The sequence below is a fragment of the Streptomyces sp. NPDC050161 genome, assembly GCF_044460025.1.
In the GTDB taxonomy this organism is placed as follows: domain Bacteria; phylum Actinomycetota; class Actinomycetes; order Streptomycetales; family Streptomycetaceae; genus Streptomyces.
Genome location: NZ_JBITJM010000037.1, coordinates 21,816 through 39,631, shown reverse-complemented (window position 1 = coordinate 39,631; position 17,816 = coordinate 21,816). Strand labels below are relative to the sequence as shown.

The 17,816-nt window shown below is 73.2% G+C and carries 15 protein-coding genes; 3 read left to right on the top strand and 12 right to left on the bottom strand.

The window, feature by feature from the left end:
• Positions 1-91: 91 nt before the first annotated feature.
• The 8 genes from recX to ACIBK8_RS34375 all read right to left on the bottom strand — a co-directional run bounded on the left by recX (position 92) and on the right by ACIBK8_RS34375 (position 7,929).
• Entirely contained in the window at positions 92-733 is a 642-nt protein-coding gene (gene recX / locus ACIBK8_RS34410; protein ID WP_399046470.1) for a recombination regulator RecX, read from the bottom strand.
• Between the two features lie 6 nt (positions 734-739).
• Complete coding sequence (gene recA, locus ACIBK8_RS34405; RefSeq protein WP_399046468.1) at positions 740-1,858, bottom strand: recombinase RecA; 1,119 nt, start codon at positions 1,856-1,858, stop codon at positions 740-742.
• A gap of 208 nt (positions 1,859-2,066) precedes the next feature.
• On the bottom strand, positions 2,067-3,278 hold the full coding sequence (locus ACIBK8_RS34400; RefSeq protein WP_399046475.1) for an AI-2E family transporter: 1,212 nt from the start codon (positions 3,276-3,278) through the stop codon (positions 2,067-2,069).
• A gap of 144 nt (positions 3,279-3,422) precedes the next feature.
• Positions 3,423-3,617 (bottom strand): DUF3046 domain-containing protein, encoded by a 195-nt coding sequence (locus ACIBK8_RS34395; RefSeq protein WP_393687032.1) that lies wholly within the window; start codon positions 3,615-3,617, stop codon positions 3,423-3,425.
• A 244-nt stretch (positions 3,618-3,861) separates the two neighbouring features.
• The gene (locus tag ACIBK8_RS34390; RefSeq protein ID WP_399046466.1) at positions 3,862-4,812 is read right to left on the bottom strand and encodes a hypothetical protein; all 951 of its coding nucleotides are present in this window, start codon (positions 4,810-4,812) and stop codon (positions 3,862-3,864) included.
• On the bottom strand, positions 4,809-5,297 hold the full coding sequence (locus ACIBK8_RS34385) for a MaoC/PaaZ C-terminal domain-containing protein (RefSeq protein WP_399046464.1): 489 nt from the start codon (positions 5,295-5,297) through the stop codon (positions 4,809-4,811). Before ACIBK8_RS34385 ends, ACIBK8_RS34390 begins: the two co-directional genes overlap by 4 nt.
• The gene (locus tag ACIBK8_RS34380) at positions 5,234-6,664 is read right to left on the bottom strand and encodes a class II 3-deoxy-7-phosphoheptulonate synthase (protein ID WP_399046462.1); all 1,431 of its coding nucleotides are present in this window, start codon (positions 6,662-6,664) and stop codon (positions 5,234-5,236) included. The genes ACIBK8_RS34385 and ACIBK8_RS34380 overlap by 64 nt, the downstream gene beginning before the upstream one ends.
• A 647-nt stretch (positions 6,665-7,311) precedes the next feature.
• Entirely contained in the window at positions 7,312-7,929 is a 618-nt protein-coding gene (locus ACIBK8_RS34375) for a CGNR zinc finger domain-containing protein (RefSeq protein ID WP_399046473.1), read from the bottom strand.
• A gap of 153 nt (positions 7,930-8,082) precedes the next feature.
• Between ACIBK8_RS34375 and ACIBK8_RS34370 the strand changes: the two genes are divergently transcribed.
• On the top strand, positions 8,083-8,313 hold the full coding sequence (locus tag ACIBK8_RS34370; RefSeq protein ID WP_399046460.1) for a response regulator transcription factor: 231 nt from the start codon (positions 8,083-8,085) through the stop codon (positions 8,311-8,313).
• A gap of 477 nt (positions 8,314-8,790) precedes the next feature.
• Here the strand turns inward: ACIBK8_RS34370 and ACIBK8_RS34365 are convergent, their stop codons facing one another.
• Positions 8,791-9,135: a response regulator transcription factor gene (locus tag ACIBK8_RS34365; protein ID WP_399046458.1), complete on the bottom strand. Its 345-nt coding sequence runs from the start codon at positions 9,133-9,135 to the stop codon at positions 8,791-8,793.
• Between the two features lie 526 nt (positions 9,136-9,661).
• Here ACIBK8_RS34365 and ACIBK8_RS34360 point away from each other — a divergent pair.
• Complete coding sequence (locus ACIBK8_RS34360; protein ID WP_399046457.1) at positions 9,662-10,585, top strand: hypothetical protein; 924 nt, start codon at positions 9,662-9,664, stop codon at positions 10,583-10,585.
• A gap of 96 nt (positions 10,586-10,681) precedes the next feature.
• Here ACIBK8_RS34360 and ACIBK8_RS34355 read toward each other — a convergent pair whose 3' ends face one another.
• From ACIBK8_RS34355 to ACIBK8_RS34345, 3 genes are all read right to left on the bottom strand, one after another.
• Positions 10,682-10,990: an AzlD domain-containing protein gene (locus ACIBK8_RS34355; protein WP_399046456.1), complete on the bottom strand. Its 309-nt coding sequence runs from the start codon at positions 10,988-10,990 to the stop codon at positions 10,682-10,684.
• On the bottom strand, positions 10,987-11,802 hold the full coding sequence (locus ACIBK8_RS34350) for an AzlC family ABC transporter permease (protein ID WP_399046454.1): 816 nt from the start codon (positions 11,800-11,802) through the stop codon (positions 10,987-10,989). The genes ACIBK8_RS34355 and ACIBK8_RS34350 overlap by 4 nt, the downstream gene beginning before the upstream one ends.
• A gap of 66 nt (positions 11,803-11,868) precedes the next feature.
• Positions 11,869-12,762 carry an AraC family transcriptional regulator gene (locus tag ACIBK8_RS34345; RefSeq protein ID WP_399046453.1) on the bottom strand — a complete coding sequence of 298 codons (894 nt, stop codon included), beginning with the start codon at positions 12,760-12,762 and terminating at the stop codon, positions 11,869-11,871.
• Between the two features lie 127 nt (positions 12,763-12,889).
• Here ACIBK8_RS34345 and ACIBK8_RS34340 point away from each other — a divergent pair, with 127 nt between their 5' ends.
• Positions 12,890-17,758 carry an ATP-dependent helicase gene (locus ACIBK8_RS34340; protein WP_399046451.1) on the top strand — a complete coding sequence of 1,623 codons (4,869 nt, stop codon included), beginning with the start codon at positions 12,890-12,892 and terminating at the stop codon, positions 17,756-17,758.
• Positions 17,759-17,816 lie beyond the last annotated feature (58 nt).

Genomic DNA, 17,816 nt, shown 5'->3' with positions numbered 1-17,816 from the left:
ATCCCACTCCGCATTCGTCAAATCCCCACGGCCCATACAGCCAGCCTGACCCCAACACCCCGTCCACGCCAGGAGATCCGAGAAACAGTGCCTAGTCCTGGGCCCACTGCTCCAGCAGCTCCGGGTCCTCGCCCTCGTCCTCCAGGGCCTGCCGGACGACGCGCAGGGCGAGGCCCTGGGGGTACCCCTTGCGGGCCAGCATCCCGGCGAGCCGGCGCAGGCGTTTGTCGCGGTCGAGTCCTCTGGTCGTGCGCAGTTTGCGCTCGACCAGTTCGCGGGCGGTGGCCTCCTCCTGCTCGGAGTCGAGGCGGCCGACGGCCTCGTCGATCACCTCGGATTCCACGCCCTTGGTCCGCAGCTCGCGGGCGAGCGCGCGACGGGCGAGGCCCCGGCCGTGGTGGCGGGACTCCACCCAGGCGTCGGCGAAGGCCGCGTCGTCGATGAGGCCGACCTCCACGTAGCGGGACAGCACCGCGTCCGCCACGTCCTCGGGGATGTCCCGTTTGCGCAGGGCGTCCGCGAGCTGGCTGCGGGTGCGCGCGGCGCCGGTGAGCAGGCGCAGGCATATCGCCCGTGCCTGCTCTTCGGGTGTGCGCGGTGGTCCCGTCCCGTCCCCCGACGAGGAGGGACCACCGCTGTCCTCACGGCCTCCGCGGCCTCTACGGTTCTCGGCGTCGTCCGCAGCACGGCCGTAGCCGTCCTCGCTGCCGGACCAGTCCGTTCGCCGCGTCATGACGGGCTAGCTCTTGGCCGCGGCGGCCTTGGAAGCCTTGGCGCCCTTGGCGGCCGGCGCCGGAACCGTCTTGGCGGGCTCGCTCGCGGCTGCCGCGTCCGCGCCGGGCTCCGCCCCCGGTTCCTGCGGCTTGACGCCGATGCCCAGCTTCTCCTTGATCTTCCTCTCCACCTCGTTGGCGAGGTCCGGGTTGTCCTTGAGGAAGTTGCGGGCGTTCTCCTTGCCCTGGCCGAGCTGGTCGCCCTCGTACGTGTACCAGGCACCGGACTTGCGGATGAAGCCGTGCTCCACACCCATGTCGATCAGGCCGCCCTCGCGGCTGATGCCCTGGCCGTAGAGGATGTCGAACTCGGCCTGCTTGAAGGGCGGGGCCACCTTGTTCTTGACCACCTTGCAGCGGGTGCGGTTGCCGACCGCGTCCGTGCCGTCCTTGAGGGTCTCGATGCGGCGGATGTCGATACGCACCGAGGCGTAGAACTTCAGCGCACGGCCACCGGTCGTGGTCTCCGGCGAGCCGAACATCACGCCGATCTTCTCGCGGAGCTGGTTGATGAAGATCGCGGTGGTCTTGGACTGGTTGAGCGCGCTGGTGATCTTGCGCAGGGCCTGGCTCATCAGCCGGGCCTGGAGACCGACGTGGGAGTCGCCCATCTCGCCCTCGATCTCGGCCCGCGGCACCAGGGCGGCGACGGAGTCGATGACGATGAGGTCGAGCGCGCCGGAACGGACCAGCATGTCCGTGATCTCCAGCGCCTGCTCGCCGTTGTCCGGCTGGGACAGGATCAGGGCGTCCGTGTCCACGCCGAGCTTCTTGGCGTACTCGGGGTCGAGCGCGTGCTCGGCGTCGATGAACGCCACCGAGCCGCCGGCCTTCTGGGCGTTGGCCACCGCGTGCAGGGTCAGGGTCGTCTTACCGGAGGACTCCGGGCCGTAGACCTCGACGACGCGGCCACGAGGGATGCCGCCGACACCCAGCGCCACGTCGAGCGCGGTCGATCCGGTGGGGATGACCTCGATGGGTTCGTTCGGCCGCTCCCCCATGCGCATCACGGCGCCCTTGCCGAATTGCCGTTCAATCTGTGCGAGCGCGGCGTCGAGCGCCTTCTCGCGGTCAGTGCCTGCCATGGGTTCCACCCGATTTGCTTGAGTCGATCGCTTCACGTCCATGACGCTAACGCCTGCCACTGACAATGCGCCCGGACCCGGCTCCGACCTGTGGATAACTCCGCGGCAATGCTCCAGCACACGGGTCGGATCTCCATAAGAATGGATGTTCGATTTTGGTGTCAAGCGCATCGCCCCAGGCGGCACACCCGCCCGGCCGCGCGCCCGCTCAGCGGTCGTCCGGCCCGCCGGAGCGGCCGTCACCACCGGAGCCGCCGCCCTCGCCCCGGTCCCCGCCCCCGTCCGCCTCCCGGTCCTTCGGATGCGTGGACGGATGGCGGTCGTGCAGGGTGCGCCGCACCCGCGCCAGGGCCGCGGCGCCGCGCCGGCCCCTGCCGTGCACCCGCGGATCGTCGGTGACCTCGTAGCGCTTGACGTACGCGCTCAGGAACGCCTGCAGGGTCGCGGTCGCCGGGATCGCGATCAGCGCGCCGACCGCGCCCAGCAGGGCGGTGCCCGCGACGACCGAGCCGAAGGCGACGGCGGGGTGGATGTCCACCGTCCGCGCGGTGATCCGGGGTTGCAGGAGGTAGTTCTCGAACTGCTGGTAGATCACGACGAAGCCGAACACCCACAGCGCGTACCAGGGGTCGACGGTGAACGCGATCAGGATGGGCAGGGCGCCCGCCAGGTACGTGCCGATGGTCGGGATGAACTGGGAGACGAGGCCGACCCACATGCCGAGCGCCGGGGCGTAGGGCACCCCCAGGATCTCCAGCAGGACGTAGTGCGCGACGCCGGAGATCAGCGCCATCAGGCCGCGGGAGTAGAGGTAGCCGCCGGTCTTGGCGACGGCGATCTCCCAGGCGCGCAGCACCTCCGTCTGGCGGCTCGGCGGGAGCACCGAGCACAGGGCACGGCGCAGCCGCGGGCCGTCGGCCGCGAAGTAGAACGAGAACAGTGCCACCGACAGGAGGTTGAACAGGCTGCCGAGCACCTGGCCCGACACCGCGAGGACGTTGTTGGCGCTGTCCTGGACGTACTTCTGGAGCCAGTCGGACTTGAGGAGGTTGTTCTGCACCTCAAGGCGCGAGAGGTGGGTGTGGAAGGTGCCGTTCACCCAGCTGATGACGTCGTCCAGGTACTGCGGGAACTCCTCGACCATCTTGGCGATCTGGCCGGCCAGCATCGACCCGAGGAGCGCGAAGAAGCCGGCGGCGGCGACGAGGATGCCGCAGAAGACCAGGCCGGTGGCCAAGCCGCGGCGCACCCCGCGGTGCGCCATCCAGTCCACCGCGGGCTCGACGGCCAGCGCCAGGAAGAACGCGATCAGGATGTTCAGGAGCAGGTTGATCAGTTGGTGGAACCCCCAGCTGGCGAGCTGGAAGCAGGCCACCAGGGCGAGCGCGAGCACCATGGCACGCGGCAGCCAGCGCGGCATCCGCGCACCGGTCGCCTCCGGGGGCCGTCGGTCGTCGTTGCTGGTCGTGTCTTCAGTCGCGGGCACGGAGCCAGTCTCGCGCACGGGTCCTGCAGTCTCCGCCGTACCCCGGATCTCCGCCGGGTGTGCGCCGCATCGGGGCGCTCACCGCTTGCTCTCCGGCACGTCCATCGTGGCGCAGACCACCCGCCACACGTCCTTGGCGCTCCACCCCGCGGCCAGCGCCTCCTGGACGGTCCGGCCGCCGAGCCCGGACATCACGTGATCGCGGGCGAACGAGTCGGCGTACGCCGCTCCGAAGTGGTCCGCCATTCGCTCCCAGAAGACCGTCAACCGCATGAATTCCGCTCCGTACCCGCTCTGAACTGCACGTTTTCTGTATTTTCCGCCCCTGCGCGACCGGCAGGGCGTTCCGGGGACTCCCGTCCCCGCCGCATCAAGCATCCATGGCGGCGCCACTTCGTGCGCCCTCCTCGGGCATGCGGTGCGGATACGTACGCACAGTAGAGCCTTCGCCTCTCCCGGGGGCACGGAGGCGACGGCCCCCGTACGGGCACGGCCGCCGCCTTCCTCCGGGTACCCGTCAGTGCCGCAGGACGCCGACCCGCTCCGCGCCCAGCAGCGGCGCGCCCAGCGGGCCCCTGACGTGCTGCGACACCCACACCGGGCGGTGCGCCTCGCGCGCGGGCAGCCACTGCTTGCGCCAGTGCCCGCGGACCATCCACCGGTGGTGGTGCCCGCGCCGCTCCCGCGCCCCGGAAGGCTGCCCGTCGGCCATGGCGCGGCGCAGCTGGACGGAGGTGATCCGGGTCGGCACGCCGGGGTCAAGCCGTCGGATGCGGCGGACGGCGGAGCGGGGTGCCTGCGTCCGGGACGCGTGGACGAGGGTCTGCTGCCCCATCAGCAGCCAGGTGGCCAGCACGGTGCGCTCGGCGCGGGCGTGCCAGTCGTGGTCCTGCTCGGATTCCCATCCGGCCGGTCCGAGCCAGCGGGGCGGCTGCCCGTACGGCAGGACGCCGGAGGCTATCCGGTCCAGCGCCGGGAGCTGGGCGCGCAGCCGGTTGCCCGACACCCGTGAGACGCGTTCCTGTTCGGCGATCCAGTCGTCGGTCAGGCCCCACAGGATGACTTCGACGCCGCTGCCGTGCGGCGCCCACGACGCCGCGCGCACCGGAACCCGTAGGGGGCCCGTCCGGTGGACGGCGCAGGGGACTTCCCAGATCAGCAGTCCGCGCTCGGCGGGCAGTTCCTCGTGGTGCAGCCGGTAGGCGGGCAGCCGCTCGCCGGCCGCCGCAGCCAGCTGCGCCATCTCGCCCGCCACGTAGTACATCTCGGCGTCCCGCAGTCCCGCGGCGGCGCGGTGCGCGAGGGCGGCGGCGGCCCCGTACGGGTCGGACCGGTACTCCTGCGGCAGTTCGGCGGCGCTCCGGAGGGCGAACTCGCGCCCCCAGTGGGCGCCGCCGGCATCCGCCAGCCAGGCGGTCAGCTCGGCCCGGATCTCCGGCACGTCGGCCGCGCGCAGCGGCCCGGTCACGTCGCGCCCTGCTCTGCGTGCGCGGAGCCGGTGGCCGTGGCGGCGGTGCGGCGGGCGAAGAGCAGCCGCGTCCGCATCCGGTAGACCTGCGCGCCGTCCTGGTTGGCTGCGGTGACCAGGAAGCTCACCACGCCGATGCCGGGCCGCTTGTGGTGCGGTTCGGCCGCCTCGACCTCCGCGCGTGCCGCCAACTCGTCGCCGGGGCGCACCGGTTGCATGAACCTGACCTCGTCCATGCCGTACGACCCCTGGCACGCGGAGTCGGCCAGCAGGGTGCGGACGAACCGGCCCATCACCACGGCGCCCGTGTGCCAGCCGCTGGCCACCAGCCCTCCGAAGGGGGAATGGCGGGCCGTCTCCTCGCTGAGGTGGAAGGGCATCGGGTCGTAGCGGCGCGCGTAGCCGGTGATGTCGTCCGCGGTCAGGCGCTCCCGGCCGAGGTCGTGAGTGCGGCCGGCGGGGAAGTCCTCGTAGTGGTATCGCATGTGTCCTCCTGTGGGTGCGGCGGCCGGGCCTGCTCGCGGTACAACTGGGCGACGTGGAAGGCGAGATCCATCGACTGGCGGCGGTTGAGCCTGGGGTCGCAGGAGGTCTCGTAGCGCAGGTGCAGGTCTTCGGGGGCCACGTCGTCGCCGCCACCCAGGCATTCGGTGACGGCGTCGCCGGTGAGTTCGACATGGATGCCACCGGGGTGGGTGCCGAGTGCCCGGTGGACCTCGAAGAAGCCGGTCACCTCGTCGACGATGTCGTCGAAGTGGCGGGTCTTGTGCCCGGTGGGCGCCTCGAAGGTGTTGCCGTGCATCGGGTCGCAGACCCAGGCGACGCGGGCGCCGCTGCGGGTCACCGCGTCGACGAGGGGCGGCAGGACGTCCCGTATGCGGTCCTTGCCCATACGGGTGAGGAAGGTGAGTCGTCCCGGCTCGCGGTACGGGTCGAGCCGTTCGACGAGGGCCAGCGCGTCCTCGGGGCGGGCGGTCGGGCCGAGTTTGACGGCGATGGGGTTGCCGATGCCGGCGGCGAAGGCGATGTGCGCGCCGTCCAGTTGGCGGGTGCGCTCCCCGATCCACAACAGGTGACCGGATCCGGCGTACGGCCTTCCGGTTCGCGTATCGGTGCGCACCAGGGCCGATTCGTAGTCCAGGAGCAGCGCTTCGTGGCTGGCGTAGAACTCCGGCGGGCGGCTGCCCGCGGACCGGTCGAGGCCGTAGGCGCGGATGAAGCCGAGCGCGGCCTCGATCTCGCCGAGCAGGTGCTCGTAGCGTTCGCCGATCGGTGAGCGGAGCACGAACTCGCGGTTCCAGGCGTGGGCTTGGTGCAGGCCGGCGTGGCCGCTCGCGGTCAGCGCGCGGATCAGGTTCAAGGTCGCCGCCGAGCTCTCGTACATCCTCCCCAGCCGCTGCGGGTCGGGGGTGCGCGCCTCGGCGGTGAACTCGTGTCCGTTGATGCAGTCGCCGCGGTACGAGGGCAGCGTCACGCCGTCGCGCGTCTCGGTCGGGCTGGAGCGCGGCTTGGCGTACTGGCCGGCGATCCGGCCGACGGGGACGACGGGTGTCGACGCGGCGTAGGTGAGCACGACCGCCATCTGGAGCAGCGTCTCGACCTTGCCCGGTACGCCCCGGGAGCCCGCGCCGTCGAACACCTCGGCGCAGTCGCCCCCTTGGAGCAGGAACGCCTCGCCGCGGGCGACGTCCGCGAGCCGGTGGCGGAGCGCGTCGCACTCCGCGGCGAAGACCAGCGGGGGCTGCCCGGCGAGCCGGGCGATGACCGCGTCGAGTGCCTCCCGGTCGGGCCATTCGGGCTGCTGGGCAGCGGGCAGAGCGCGCCACGGGGCGGCGGTGGACCGGTGGTTCATCCAGGTGTCCATAGACGTTTCGGGCCCCTCATTCAGAGGTGGTTCGAAGGTGTGCGGAGGCACTGCGCGGGGTGCCGTCGGTGCCGGTGGTGCAGGTGACCGGCACGGAGCGGGTGGCGGCGGAGCGGGTGGCGGCCCTGCGGCCCGGTGTCCCGTGGGCGGGTCCGGTCAGGCCGTGGCGTCCGGCGGCGGCTTCCGGCACGGGCGCCTCAGCCGCGGCCGTCGCGGCAGGTACCGGCGGTGTGGGCGGTGTGCCGGAGGACGCCAGGAGGCCGCGCAGCGCAAGCCCGGTGAACGCCCCTCCGGGGCCCAGACAGGAAAATCTCCGTGCTTCCGTAGCGATCACGAACTCAAGAGTGGGCTGCCGGGACCGGCCGCGACAGTCGCCTCCTCGTCGTAGATCGCGAGTACTAGGGCGCTTCTGACGGATCTCCGTGGAGGAAGGAGCGGCGTCTGGTGCGTGCGATCGCAAGGCGCCGGGATGTCTTCATAGCGGAGCTATGGGGGCATTGCGGCAACGCCGCGAGCGTGCGTGCCAGGCGCCGCGACGCCGCGGAGATCCGTCAGAAGCGCCCTAGGCGTGACGGACGGGTCGCCGTGGTGTCACGCCGACCCGTCCGTCACGCCTTGGGGGCGGCAAGCGACCGTCAACGCACGCCGGAGTGGCGCCGCTTGAGGCTCGACTTCTTCTCTCTGTTGCCGCACAGGTCCATCGAGCACCACCGCCGGCTGTTCGTACGGGACTGGTCGAGGAAGACGACCATGCAGGTCTCCCCCGCACATTCGCGCAGCCGGGCGGGGTCGGCGTCGGTGAGCAGTTCCACCGCGTCCCGGGCCAGCGAGGCGAGCATGCCGGTCACCGTCTCCGTGCCCGCCCACACCCGGCTCCGCCCGTCGGCGCTCAGCGCCAGCGGCAGCGGTGTGGACCGCGCCCAGCCGTTGACCTCCGCGACGTCGGCGCGGCGCGGGATGCCGCCGTCCATCTTGGCCCACACGGCGCGGTAGAGGGACTCGCGCAGACCGCGCGCCTCCTGCGCGATGCGCTCCGTGGCCCCCCTTGTCCCGCCGTCGTCCGGGAGCAGTCCCGCTTCGATCCCCCACCGCGTCAGGCGGTCCGCGGTGCCGATGCGTTCGGCGTCACGGTCTCCGCAGCCGCCTCTCGTCGCCGCGAAGTCCAGACACGGCCGCCCGGAGAAGAAGAGGAAGGGCAACCGGTGTTCGCGGCGGGCGGGTCCGCACGATGCGATTCCGCACGGAGTCGACATATTCGACACGTGAACCATCATAGCCGGTTCCAATGTTGTATAGTTTTGATAGCCATTGAGCCACTCGTTGACCTGACACCAGAAGGTCGCAGGGAATATGTCACCCAATGGAATATCCCATGCATTAACCCGGCCCTCGTTGGTGCGCAGAGGATGACACTCAGCCAGCAGCGCACCCCCCACGCAAAGTTGACAGATCGCGAAGTCCAAGTTCTGACGGCGATTGTAAAAGGAATGTCAAACCGCAGGATAGGCCGCGAGTTGCGGATTTCCGAGCACACCGTCAAAGCCCATATCCGGTCCATCTTCACCAAGCTCCGGGTGGCCTCGCGCACCCAGGCCGCCATCACCGCGCTACAGGCGGGTGTCATACCGCCCGTCTGAGTCACCAACCGCCCATGCCACCCGCACGCCTTCACGGCAGCCCAGGGGCCGGCTCCCGCACACGGGGAGCCGGCCCCCTTTTCCGCGCGGCCACCGACGCCCCAGGCCCCGACCGGGCCTTCGGTGGCAGCCCGGACCGCGGCGTGAGGGGGCGGAGTCGACGTCATGGATCCATGCTCGGCGGTCCGCAGGGATGAGTCCAGCGACGAAAGTGTCCTGAGGTATTAGCTCGGCTAAATGCTGGGCAACGGATCGGCGTCCGGGAGTGGCAGACCGGGCGGTATGCTGCAAGAGGGGCGTGCAACTCGGCGCCGCGGGGCGGGGGTTCGGACGGTCCGCCGACGCCGCGCGGCCCGTCGGATGTACGCCGCCACCACGCCCGAGCCGGCTCCTGGTGTGCGGGCGGCGCGGGGCGCGCGCTCGGCACCCTCGCCCCGCTGTGCCCGTGGGGCCACCGCCCGGGACGGCCGTCCGGCGCTACGCGTCGCCCGCCGGCGCCTGCATCGCGATGTGCCCGTCGCGCAGCGCGAGCACCGCCGCTTCGGTACGCGTGGACACGTCCAGCTTGATGAAAATCGACCGGATGTGGACTTTCACGGTGCACTCGGAAATCCCGAGCTGCCGCCCTATTCTTCGATTCGAAAGCCCGGCCGCGACCGCCTGAGTAACCTCGATCTCACGTCGGGTCAATGGGGGCCCGGCCGCTTCCTGGCCGACGCCACCACCGTTCTCGGGCAGCCGCGGCGAGCGTGACATACGAGAATCCATTGCCTGATCCGTCCGTGCGTCGTAATCGCCGACTGCACAGGGCATGCCGCGCATGCATGAAGATACGCCCCCGTACGAGGGAAAACGGTACGAAGCCGCAGTTCGAGTGTCAACGTTTTTGTCTTGTTTTTGGCGTAGGCAAAGCGCCATTAAAAAAACCGGCGGGACTTTTTCATGCGCCGTTCCGAGCCACCGAGTACGTCATTGAAATTTCGCCGAAAGGGCCGAAATTACCCGGGCCTGTAAGGACCCCACCCCGAGTAGGCACAGTACCGAGTCATCACCGGCTCCCGGGTATCCGCTGCGCAGACGCGGCTCGATGAAGCGTCATCGTCCAGTTCCCGCACCGCATGCCCCGCCATGCCCCCGGCGCGCAGCCCGCAGCCCCGCCCTCCGCATACCACAGCCAACTCCACATGGCCGCATTACGGCCATCGGGCCGACGCCCGTCCCCGCACTTCCTCCCGCGCGCACGGTCCGGCTCCCAGGACGTCAACCACGAGCCCTCCGCGTCCCGCCCTGGGAGGGCACCGGCACCGGAGCCGGTGTCACCACCGTGAACCGGCCTTACCGTCGGGCCATGGCCGAAAATGTAAGCCCATCGCCGACCCCCCTGGCCCGAGCGGAGCGCTTCGTCTGGCTCACCGCCCGGGTGCTCGAACAGCGGCTCTTCGCCTACCACTTCCGCAACGGCGACGCCGGGCCGGTCGAGACCGCGCTCGCCGCGTACCGCAACGACGACGACGGCTACGGCCACGCGCTGGAGCCCGATCTGCGCGGCCCGGTCAGCCAGCCGCTGCACACCGCGCACGCCCTGGACGTCCTGGACCGCATCGGGCGCTGCGACAGCCGGCACATCGAGCGCATCTGCCGCTATCTGACGCACATTTCGACACCGGAGGGCGCACTGCCCGCGCTGCACCCCTCGCTGCGCGGCTATCCGGCGGCCCCCTGGATCCCGGTGGTCGACGACCCGCCCAGCTCCCTGCTGGCCACCGGCCCCGTGGTGGGCACGCTGCACCGCAACGACGCCTGGCACGCCTGGCTGTTCCGGGCCACCGACTACTGCTGGGCGGCGGTGGAGTCGCTGGAGGAGACCCACCCGTACGAGGTCAGGGCAGCGGTGGCCTTCCTGGACGGCGCCCCCGACCGCCCGCGTGCCGCCGCCGCGGCCCGCCGTCTGGGCACGCTGGTGCGGGACCGCGGCCTGGTCGTGCTGGATCCGGCGCGGGCGGACCGGACCGCGGTGCCCGAGGGGTACGCCCCCGGGGAGCACCATTTCGCGTACGACTACGCGGCCACACCGGGCTCGTGGGCCCGCAGTTGGTTCACGGACGCGGAACTCGACCGGGCGCTCGGCCATCTCGCCTCGCTCCAGCAGGAGGACGGCGGCTGGCCGGTCAACTGGCGCCTCTGGGCGCCGGGAACGGCCCTGGAGTGCCGCCCGATGGTCACGCTCCGGGCGCTGCTGACCCTGCGCGCCTACGGGCGGGACATCGGCTGACGGGGCGGGCCGGGGCCCGGCCTCCCGGCCTCCCGGAGGAAGCGGGAGCCCCGGTGGGCCCCAGGGCCCCGTCGGCCGCCCGTCGCCTCCCCGCCGTCAGCCGCCCAGGGCCCGCACCCCGGCCGTGACGGCCACCGCGACCGCGACGACCAGGAGGAACGGCGCCCGCAGGACGAGCGCCAGGGCAGCCGCCGCCACCCCCGCCGCCTTGGCGTCGAGCAGCAGGTACCGCCCGTCGCTGAACGTCTGCTGCGCGGTGAGGGCGGCCAGCAGCGCCACCGGGAGCAGCGCCGCCAACCGCTTGACCCGGGGGCGCTCCAGCAGCCCTGAAGGCGCCAGCAGGCCGAGGTACTTGAGCAGGTAGCAGCCGACGGCGGTGGCGCCGATCGCGATCCAGGTGTTCATGTCCGGTCCTCCTCCGGGGCCGTCCGGCCGTCCCCGTTGTCGTGGGCCCGTCCCCGGGTGCGGTCCCGCCGCCCTCGGACCATCAGGACCGCCGGGGCGGCGAGCGCCGACAGGAGCACCGGCACGCCCGTGGGCAGCAGCGGCAGGGTCACCATCACGAGCAGCACGGCGAGGCCCGCCGTGGCCCGCTCCGCGCCGCTCTTGAGCATCGGGGCGAGCAGTGCCAGGAAGACGGCGGGGGCAGCCGCGTCCAGGCCCCAGGCCCCGGTGTCGCCGAGCGCCCCTGCGCCCAGGGCACCGACCAGCGTGGTGACGTTCCACAGCAGGTAGAGCGTGAGACCGGTGACGGTGAAGCCGAGCCTGGCGCTGCGCCGGTCGGGCTGGGCGAGGGTGACGGCCGCGGTCTCGTCGATGATCCAGTGCGCGGCGAGCGGCCGTACGGCGGGCCGGTGGCCGAGGAGCGCCGAGAGGCGCAGCCCGTAGAAGGCGTTGCGGGTGCCGAGGAAGAACGCGCCGGCCGCGGCGGTGAGCGGGTTGCCGCCCGCGGCGAGCGCGCCGACCAGGGCGAACTGCGAGGCTCCGGTGAAGACCAGCAGGCTCAGCGCGCAGGTCTGCAACAGGCCGATGCCGGCGCCCGCGGAGGTGACGCCGAAGGCGAAGCCGGAGAGCCCGACGGCGACGCCGACACCGAGGGCGTCCCTGATGACGGCGGAGTCCGGCTTGGCGGGGCCGTCGGGGTCTGCGGGGGCGGGAACGGGCCGCCCCGGTGGAGCGGCCGGTTCCGCTCTGGGCATCTCTGTCTGTTCAGCCACGTCCGGGACGCTAGGCGGCGCCCGCGGGCCCGGTCTTGTACGTTCTTGCGCGGCCCGGCAGGCGCCTCACCCGCGGGGGCGGGCGGCCCGTTCCCGCCGGTAGGCGCCGGGCGGCACCCCGACGATCCGGGTGAAGTGCCGGTTGAGGTGCGGCTGGTCGGCGAAGCCGACGGCCACGGCGGTCTCGGCCGGTGCGGTGCCCCGCTCCAGGAGGGCGCGAGCGCGGCGTACCCGGGCATCGGTGAGCCAGGTGTGCGGCGGCATCCCGTAGGCGGCCTTGAAGGCGCGCAGCAGCGCGAACGGGCTGCTGCCGACCTCGCGGGCCAGGTGCTCCAGGGACGGCGGGCGGGTCATCCGCTGCTCCAGGAGGTCCTTGGCGCGGGCCGCGGCGCCGGCGCCCGCCGTACGAGGCGCGCGGACCGGCAGCGGGCCTCCGTAGCGGCGCAGCAGCCGGGCGAGCGCCACCCTCAGCAGGCTGTCGGCGGTGAGCACGTCGCCCGCCTCGGCCGCCCGGTGCACCTCGGTGATCAGCCGGCCGGTCCGGGGCGCGTCGGCGACGGTCTCGGCGAACCCGGGGGCGCCGCGCAGTCCGGTCGTCTCCCGGGCGACTTCGGCGACGAGCCGCGCGGAGGGGTAGAGCGTGTCGTACGACCAGCCCTCGCGCTCCCCGGCGCGTGCGCTGTGCGGCACCTCCGGGTTGAGCATGATGACGCCGCCGTGCCCGGCCCGTACGGCGCCACCGGACAGCCCGACCTCTTCGATCCCTCCGGTGACGACGGCGACGACGAAGCCGTCGTGGGAGTGGCGGGGGAAGGCGTGCCCCACGTAGCGGGCGCGCAGCAGGTCGAGGCCGGGGAGCCCGGCGCACCGCCAGTGCCGTGCCCATTCGCCGTGCGCCCGCGGCGCGGCGGCCTGGGGCCCGCCGTCCGCGGCCGTGCCGTGTCCGCCGCAGGTGACCATGGCGCCATTCTGCGTCCGCCCGTCCGGCCGGTGGCCTGCGCGTCCGTACCGTGGACGCGGCGCGCGCGGGGCGGTGCGGCGGGCGGCGCGGGCCGCGTTGTCAGTGGTGCGGTGCACGATGGGGGACATGGCGAAGGCAGCGCTCGACTCGTTCTCCCCCGCGACCCGCGGCTGGTTCACGGGAGCCTTCAGCGCGCCCACCGCGGCGCAGGAGGGCGCCTGGCGTGCGATCGGCGAGGGGTCGGACGTCCTGGTGGTGGCGCCGACGGGCTCGGGCAAGACGCTCGCCGCCTTCCTCGCCTCGCTGGACGCGCTGGCGAGCGAGCCGCCGCCCGCCGAGCCGAAGAAGCGCTGCCGGGTGCTGTACGTCTCCCCGATGAAGGCGCTGGCCGTCGACGTCGAGCGCAATCTGCGCAGCCCGCTGACCGGCATCCGCCAGGAGGCGGTCCGGCTCGGGCTGCCCGAACCCGACCTCACCGTGGGCATCCGCTCCGGGGACACCCCGCCCGCCGAGCGCCGTTCGCTCGCCACCCGCCCGCCGGACATTCTGATCACGACGCCCGAGTCGCTGTTCCTGATGCTGACGTCGTCCGCCCGGGAGGCGCTGGCCGGCGTCGAGACGGTGATCCTGGACGAGGTGCACGCCGTGGCGGGCACGAAGCGCGGCGCGCACCTGGCGCTGTCCCTGGAGCGGCTGGACGAACTGCTGCCGCGCCCGGCCCGCCGGATCGGCCTGTCGGCGACGGTACGGCCGGTGGAGGAGGTGGCCCGCTATCTGTCGCCGCGGCGCCGGGTGGAGATCGTGCAGCCGCCGTCGGGGAAGCGGTTCGACCTGTCGGTGGTCGTCCCGGTGGAGGACATGGGCGAGCTGGGCGGCTCGCCTGTCCAGGAGGGGGAGAGCGGGCAGAAGCCGTCCATCTGGCCGCAGGTCGAGGAGAAGATCGCCGATCTGGTCCAGGCGCACCGCTCCACGATCGTCTTCGCCAACTCCCGCCGCCTGGCCGAGCGTCTGTGCAACAGGCTCAACGAAATCGCCTACGAACGCGCGACGGGCGAGCCGCTGCCCGAGCACCACTCCCCCGCCGAGCTGATGGCCGAGTCCGGCGCCGCCAAGGGCGCGCCCGCGGTGCTGGCCCGCGCCCATCACGGCTCGGTCTCCAAGGAGCAGCGCGCCCAGGTGGAGGAGGACCTCAAGGCGGGCCGGCTGCCGGCCGTCGTCGCCACCTCCAGCCTGGAGCTCGGCATCGACATGGGCGCGGTCGACCTGGTGGTCCAGGTGGAGTCGCCGCCGTCGGTGGCGTCCGGCCTCCAGCGGGTGGGCCGGGCCGGCCACCAGGTGGGCGCGGTGTCGACGGGCATCGTCTTCCCGAAGTACCGCGGCGATCTGGTGCAGGCCGCCGTGGTCACCGAGCGGATGCGTGCCGGTGCGATCGAGGCGCTGCGGGTACCGGCCAATCCGCTGGACGTCCTCGCCCAGCAGATCGTCGCGATGACGGCGATGGACACCTGGGACGTCGAGGAGCTGCTGGCCGTGGTGCGCCGCGCCGCCCCGTTCGCCGCGCTCCCGGAGTCGGCTTTCACCTCGGTGCTCGACATGCTGGCCGGGCGCTACCCGTCGGACGCCTTCGCCGAGCTGCGGCCACGCCTGGTGTGGGACCGCATCGCACAGACCGTGACCGGCCGCCCCGGGGCGCAGCGGCTCGCCGTCACCTCCGGTGGCACGATCCCCGACCGCGGCCTGTTCGGCGTCTTCCTGGCGGGCAGCGACTCCGGTAAAGGGGGCGGTGGCGGGCGACCATCGGACACTGCGGCGCGAAGCGCCTCCTCTCGGGGTGGTGGCGGGCGACGGGTGGGCGAGCTGGACGAGGAGATGGTCTACGAGTCCCGCGTCGGCGACGTCTTCACGCTCGGCACGACCTCCTGGCGGATCGAGGACATCACCCGCGACCGGGTGCTGGTCACCCCCGCCCCGGGAGTGCCGGGCCGCCTGCCGTTCTGGAAGGGCGACCAGCTGGGCCGCCCGCTCGAACTGGGCCGTGCGCTCGGCGCGTTCCTCCGCGAGATCGGCTCGCTGGCTCCGGACGACGCGCGTGCCCGGTTGCAGGCCGCCGGCCTGGACGACTGGGCGGCCGGCAACGTCCTGGGCTACCTCGCCGAGCAGAAGCTGGCCTGCGGCCACGTCCCGGACGACCGCACGATCGTCGTGGAGCGGTTCCGTGACGAGCTGGGCGACTGGCGGATCGTGGTGCACTCCCCCTTCGGCGCCCAGGTGCACGCCCCCTGGGCGCTCGCCCTCGGCGCCCGGCTGTCCGAGCGCTACGGCATGGACGCCCAGGTGATGCACGCCGACGACGGCATCGTGCTGCGGCTGCCCGACGCCGACCTGATGGGCCTCGACCTCATCGACGGGCCCGGCACGGACGGCGCCCGACCGGCCGCTGCGGGCGCGGAGTTCGACCCCGAGCAGTCCCCGGTGGGCGCCGCCGACACCGTCTTCGAGCACGGCGAGATCGACCAGCTGGTCACCGACCAGGTGGGCGGCTCGGCGCTGTTCGCCTCCCGGTTCCGGGAGTGCGCTGCGCGTGCCCTGCTGCTGCCGCGGCGCAGCCCCGGCAAGCGCACCCCGCTGTGGCAGCAGCGTCAGCGTGCCGCCCAACTCCTCCAGGTGGCGAGCGAGTTCGGGTCGTTCCCGATCGTCCTGGAGGCGGTCCGCGAATGCCTCCAGGACGTCTTCGACGTACCGGGCCTGACGGAGCTGATGGGCGACATCGAGGCCCGCCGGGTCCGCCTGGTGGAGGTCACCACCCCCGAACCGTCCCCGTTCGCCCGCTCGTTGCTGTTCGGCTACGTCGCCCAGTTCCTCTACGAAGGCGACTCCCCGCTGGCCGAGCGCCGCGCCGCCGCGCTCTCCCTGGACTCCCGGCTGCTCGCCGAACTCCTCGGCCAGGCCGAGCTGCGGGAGCTGCTGGATCCCGAGGTGCTGGCCGGGCTCGAACGGGAGCTGCAGTGGCTCACGGACGACCGGCGCGCCAAGGACCCCGAGTCGGTCGCCGACCTGCTGCGCCTGCTCGGCCCGCTGACCGACGCCGAACTCGCCGCACGGGGCGCCGATCCCGCCTGGCCCCGGGAGCTGGCCGCGGCCCGCCGCGCGATCCCGGTGCGCATCGCGGGCGCCGACCACTGGGCGGCCGTCGAGGACTCCGGGCGCCTGCGGGACGCCCTGGGCACCGCGCTCCCGGTGGGCATCCCGGAGTCGTTCACCGAACCGGTCAAGGACCCGCTCGGCGATCTCCTCTCCCGGTACGCCCGCACCCACGGCCCGTTCACCTCCGAACAGGCCGCCGCCCGCTTCGGCCTGGGCACCGCCGTCACCGACGGCGCCCTGCACCGCCTGGCCGCCGCCGGACGCCTCGTCCAGGGCGAGTTCCGCCCGCCGGTGGCGCATCCGTCGTCGCCGGAGGCGCAGGACGCCGCGCCCGTGTACGGCACCGGCCAGGAGTGGTGCGACGCCCAGGTGCTGCGCCGGCTGCGCCGCCGTTCGCTCGCCGCCCTGCGCGAGGAGCTGGAGCCGGTGCCGCCCGCCGCGCTGGCCGCCTTCCTCCCCCAGTGGCAGCATGTCGGCGCCCCGCGCCCCGCCCCGTCCGTGGGCGGCAGGCCGGCTTCCGGCGCCCCGGCGCCCGGTCTGCGCGGGATCGACGGCCTGGTGCGCGCCGTCGAGCAGCTCCAGGGCGCGCCGGTGCCCGCGTCGGCCCTGGAGAAGCTCGTCCTGCCGTCTCGCGTCGCCGACTACACCCCCGCGATGCTGGACGAACTGACCTCCACCGGCGAGGTGTTGTGGGCCGGAGCGGGCGCGCTGCCCGGCAAGGACGGCTGGCTCTCGCTCCATCTCGCCGACACCGCGCCCCTGTTGCTCCCGCCGCCGCTCCCCCTCGAACTCTCCGCGCTGCACGCGTCCGTGCTGACCGCGCTCGCACCCGGTTACGGCCTGTTCTTCCGCCAGCTCGCCGACCAGGTGCGCGCCACCACCCATCCCGAAGCCACCGACCCGCAGCTCGCCGACGCCCTGTGGGAGCTGGCCTGGTCGGGCCGCCTCACCAACGACACGCTCGCCCCCCTGCGCTCGCTCCTGGGTTCGGGCCGTACGGCCGGTGCCACCGCTCACCGCGCCCGCCGCGCCGTCCCGCGCGGCCGGTACGGCTCGCTGACCGCGGCCACCGGCCGTACCGGCCGCCCCACCGCCTCGCGCTCAGGACCGCCGACGGTCGGCGGCCGGTGGTCCCTGCTGCCCGCGCCCGAGACGGATCCCACCCACCGCGCCCACGCCCTGGCCCGCGCGCTCCTGGACCGGCACGGCATCGTCACCCGGGGCGCGGTCGCCGCCGAGGGTGTCGAGGGCGGGTTCTCGGCCGCCTACCGCGTGCTGGCGGTGTTCGAGGAGACCGGCCAGGCCCGCCGCGGGTACGTCGTCGAGGGCTTGGGCGCCGCCCAGTTCGCGATGGACGGCGCGGTCGACCGGCTGCGCGCGGTGAGCGCCCGGCGCGACCGTACGGCGGGCGACGCCGCCCCGGCGCCCGATGCCGGCCGCGGCACCCGCCCCGACGACCCGCAGCGGGCCGTCGTGCTGGCCGCCGCCGACCCGGCCAACGCCTACGGCGCCGCGCTCCCGTGGCCCGATCCGCCCGAGGGGTCGACCCACAAACCGGGCCGCAAGGCGGGCTCCCTCGTCGTCCTGGTGGACGGCGAACTGGCCCTCTACATGGAGCGCGGCGGCAAGACCCTGCTGCTGTGGCCCCTGTCCCAGGACGCGACCCCGCCCTCCGACATACGGCTGCGGCAGGCGGTGGAAGCGCTGACCACCGCCGCCCACGCCGGCGCCGTCGGCACGATCACCACCGAGCGGATCAACGGCACCTCCGCCCTGTCCTCCCCCTTCGCCCCCCTGCTGGAGAACGCCGGCTTCCACCCCACCCCGCGCGGCCTGCGCCTGCGCGGCTGACCGAGCGCCGGGCGCCCCCGCACGCCAAGGCCGCCCGCCGCACCCACCGCCGACCGCG